The organism is Ruegeria sp. BHSB058 (genome assembly GCF_059613285.1).
Genome location: NZ_JBXWSF010000148.1, coordinates 1 through 3,919 on the forward strand (window position 1 = coordinate 1; position 3,919 = coordinate 3,919).

The 3,919-nt window shown below is 60.9% G+C and carries 4 protein-coding genes and 1 pseudogene; 2 read left to right on the forward strand and 3 right to left on the reverse strand.

Going from position 1 to position 3,919, the window contains the following annotated elements; genetic code table 11:
- A pseudogene (locus tag AC2FNB_RS20635) lies at nt 1-138 on the forward strand (aromatic amino acid aminotransferase); the annotation flags it as partial.
- Between the two features lie 23 nt (nt 139-161).
- Here the strand turns inward: AC2FNB_RS20635 and AC2FNB_RS20640 are convergent.
- From AC2FNB_RS20640 to AC2FNB_RS20650, 3 genes are all read right to left on the reverse strand, one after another.
- Nucleotides 162-530, reverse strand: a complete 369-nt coding sequence (locus AC2FNB_RS20640) for a hypothetical protein (RefSeq protein ID WP_496748629.1) — start codon at nt 528-530, stop codon at nt 162-164.
- Between the two features lie 105 nt (nt 531-635).
- Nucleotides 636-1,946 (reverse strand): ammonium transporter, encoded by a 1,311-nt coding sequence (amt, locus tag AC2FNB_RS20645; RefSeq protein ID WP_496748630.1) that lies wholly within the window; start codon nt 1,944-1,946, stop codon nt 636-638.
- Between the two features lie 29 nt (nt 1,947-1,975).
- A complete protein-coding gene (locus tag AC2FNB_RS20650) occupies nt 1,976-2,314 on the reverse strand; it encodes a P-II family nitrogen regulator (RefSeq protein ID WP_480748593.1) in 339 nt (112 codons plus the stop codon).
- A gap of 255 nt (nt 2,315-2,569) precedes the next feature.
- Here AC2FNB_RS20650 and AC2FNB_RS20655 point away from each other — a divergent pair.
- A partial coding sequence (locus AC2FNB_RS20655; protein WP_496748631.1) for a transglycosylase domain-containing protein occupies nt 2,570-3,919 on the forward strand: 1,350 nt, incomplete at its 3' end.

Here is a 3,919-nt window from a genome sequence, read left to right on the forward strand (position 1 = left end):
GCCGCGCCCGAACTGGTCGAGAAGATGCGGGTCGAGCATGGCATCTACATGGTCGGTGACAGCCGTCTGAACATTGCCGGGCTGAACGCGACGACCGTGCCAATTCTGGCAAAAGCCATCGTTGACGCCGGGGTCTGACTCGATCAGTCGCCGCGCCTCGGTCAATCGGGGCGCGGTGGTGTCTTTACAAACCGCATGCCGCCATCGGCAACCGCGAACGGTTCGCCTCCTGCCGTCAGGACCGCGCGGTCCTTCATCTCGCCAAAATCGAACATTGCGTTCAGGATGACATCCGTCCGGCCCTGATATTCCTCCGGGCGATAAATGCAGATCCCCATCCGGTCATCGAGCCGCCTGTAGGTATATCGCGCCTCGCCAACCAGTTTGCCGGCCGCCGTCACATAACAGGTCGTCTCTGTCTCATAACTGACCGTATGCGTGGACAGATCGGCAAAATCGCCGGTGCCCGAATGATGAACGCCAGTCCATTCGAGACTGGTGCCGACCAGTGTGTCCGGTGCTGTCGCCATCAGGCCCTCCGGTTCATCCGTGTTGACACCAAGCCTAGGCGATCAAAGCCCGCAACGCAAAACGCCCCGGTTGGGTCCGGGGCGTTTGTGCAAAAGCCAATCAGGTCAACCCTTGGAAAACTCCGGATAGGCCTCCATCCCCAGTTCCGCCATGTCGAGTCCGTTGATCTCTTCTTCTTCACCCACACGCAGGCCTACGGTCATCTTCAGGATCGTGAACAACGCATAGCTGACGACAAAGACAAACAGGCCGATGGCACCAAAGCCGATGATCTGTTTGGCAAAGGACGCATCGCCATTGGTCCAGGCCACAATGAAAGTGCCCCAGAAGCCTGCAATCAGGTGAACCGGAATTGCGCCCACCACGTCGTCTATCCTGGCCCGGTCCAGCATCGGAACGGCAAAGACCACAATCACACCGCCGACGCCGCCGATGATCAGCGACTGGAACAGCGTGGGCGCCAGTGGCTCGGCGGTGATCGACACCAGCCCGGCCAGCGCGCCGTTCAGGGTCATCGTCAGGTCGACCTTGCCGAACATAACCTGCGTCAGGATCAGCGTTGCAACCGCACCGGCAGCAGCGGCCATGTTGGTGTTGGCAAAGATCTGCGCCACCGCGTCGGCATCCTCAAGCGTACCCATCGCCAATTGCGAACCGCCGTTGAAACCGAACCAGCCCAGCCACAGGATGAAGGTGCCCAACGTCGCCAGCGCCAGGTTCGAGCCGGGCATCGGCACCACCTTGCCATCCTTGTTGTACTTGCCGATGCGCGGCCCCAGCACCAGCGCGCCTGCCAAGGCGGCGAACCCGCCCGCCGCGTGAACCAGCGTCGAGCCGGCGAAATCGGAAAAACCCATTTGGCTCAGCCAGCCGCCGCCCCACTGCCACGAGGCCTCGATCGGATAGATGATACCAGTGAGCACCACGACAAACAGCAGGAATGGCCACAGCTTGACCCGCTCGGCCATCGTTCCGGACACGATCGAGGCGGTGGTGGCGCAGAACATCAGCTGAAAGAAGAAATCCGAGGCGTTGGAATACCCGCCCGCGTCGATGTCGGTCTTGATGTCCTTGGGGGCGATCGTGCCAAACACGCCCTCGATGATCCAGTTGCCGTCGCCCGGATACATGATGTTATAGCCGACCAGCCAGAACATGATCGCCGCCAGCGAAAACAGCGCGATGTTCTTGGTCAGCTGCATGGTCACGTTTTTTGACCGTACCAGCCCGGCTTCGAGCATGGCGAAACCCGCGGCCATCCAGAACACCAGAAACCCGCCGACCAGAAACAGCAGTGAATTCAGGATGAATTGCGTTTGCGCGGCGGCCTCGCCCGAGGCGGCCTCTTGCGCCAGTCCCGTTTGTGGCAATGCGGCGACGGCAACTGCCGGGATTAAAGTCTTGATCACGTTCATTTTGAAGTCCTCAAAGGGGGTTGCCGCGCTTACAGCGCGTCCGCGTCGATTTCGCCGGTGCGCACGCGCATCGCCTGTTCGACGTCCAGTACGAAAATCTTTCCGTCACCGATCTTGCCGGTCTTGGCGGTGGACGAGATCGTGGTTACGATCTGTTCAACCATTTCTGCCGGCACCACGATTTCCAGCTTGATCTTGGGCACGAAGTTCACGGCGTATTCCGCGCCCCGATAGATTTCGGTGTGTCCGGATTGTGAGCCAAAGCCTTTGATCTCGGTCACCATCATGCCGCGCACACCCACGCCGGTGAGGGCTTCGCGCACCTCTTCCAGCTTGAATGGCTTGATTGTCGCAATGATCAGTTTCACGTCTTTCCCCTTGATAGCGCCGGCCCACCCGGCATTTCGCACCTGCAGAAAAACTGCTGAATCGTCGGCGGGGAACGGAATTGGGGCGTGTGGCGGAACCAAAACCGCGAGATATCGCACAATTTTTGCACAAAACGACACTTGTGATGAAAAAAGCGGCGCAAAGATGAAGGAAATTTAAGGAAATTCGCACCTCTACATGGGCGGCTGGGCAGGGTATTGTCCGGCAAAAGCAAAGATCGGGCAGATTTGAGCATGACTGACTCCAAGCGCCGCAGGCCGACATTGGTGGCCGACAAGCGATACCCGTCCGGGGGTAAGAAAAAGGCGCCGTCGAAATCGACTGCAAAGAAGGCGGCGCCGAAAAAGGCCGCGGCCCGAAAGGCGTCGCGCAAGACCACGCGCCGGACGCCCAGGAAAACGCGCGGCGGCATCATCGGGCTGTTCCAGCGGCTGTTCCGTTGGATGTTCCGCCTGATCTGGGGGATTACCTGGCGTGTCGGAGCCATCGTGGCCCTGCTTGTCGCCCTCGCGGTTGGTCTTGTCTACACGACGTTGCCCGAGGCCGACACCGTGCTTGACGGCCGTGCGCGCGGGTCGGTCACCATGCTGGATCGTGACGGCAATGTTTATGCCTGGCGCGGCGATCAGTTCGGCGGGGTTGTCACCGCCAATACGGTTTCGCCGCACCTCAAGAACGCGGTTGTCGCTACCGAGGACAAGCGGTTCTACCGCCACATCGGCGTCAGCCCGCGTGGCGTGGCAAGTGCGGTGCGCATCAACCTCAGCGAAGGGCGAGGTCCGCTGTCGGGGCATGGCGGTTCGACGATCACCCAACAAACGGCCAAGCTGTTGTGTCTTGGCGTTCCGTATGTTCCCGCCGAGTGGGAGTCGGAGGCCGCCTATGAGGCCGACTGCCGCCAGGGGTCGCTGTGGCGAAAAATGAAAGAAGCCATCTATGCCATGGCAATGGAGGTCAAGTATACCAAGGATGAAATCCTGACCATCTACCTCAACCGGGCCTTCCTTGGTGCGGGTGCGCGCGGGTTCGAGGCGGCAAGCCAGCGCTATTTCGGCATATCCGCCGCCGAGGTCAGCCCCGCCGAAGCGGCGATGCTGGCCGGACTTCTGGTCGCGCCGACCCGCTATGCGCCGACCAACGATCTGGAACGGTCCCAGAACCGCGCCCGGCTGGTCATCAGCCTGATGGAGGATCAGGGCTATCTCTCCGGTACCGAGGCGGACTGGGCGCGGGACAACCCGGCGGAACTTTCCGATGCCGCCGAGGCGCGTGCAGGCGGGTATTTCGCCGATTGGGTCATGGCCAGCGGTCCCGAATATTTCACCCGCAACACGACCGAGGATGTGGTGATCAAGACCACGCTGGACCAGCGCATTCAGACCTCGGCCGAAGAGGCGCTCAAATTCGTCTTCCAGGAAAAGATCAAGGAAGGGTCCAAGGCACAGGCGGCGATTGTGGTCATGTCCTCGGACGGTGCTGTTCGGGCGATGGTCGGCGGACGCAAGACCAAGGTCTCGGGCGCCTTCAACCGCGCCACGCAGGCGCTGCGCCAGACCGGATCGTCCTTCAAGCCCTTCGTTTAC

What these genes read in the sequence shown, in the direction of transcription:
- AC2FNB_RS20640 (WP_496748629.1), bottom strand. Translation starts at nt 530, where the DNA reads ATGGCGACAGCACCGGACACACTGGTCGGCACCAGTCTCGAATGGACT.
- amt (WP_496748630.1), bottom strand. Translation starts at nt 1,946, where the DNA reads ATGAACGTGATCAAGACTTTAATCCCGGCAGTTGCCGTCGCCGCATTG.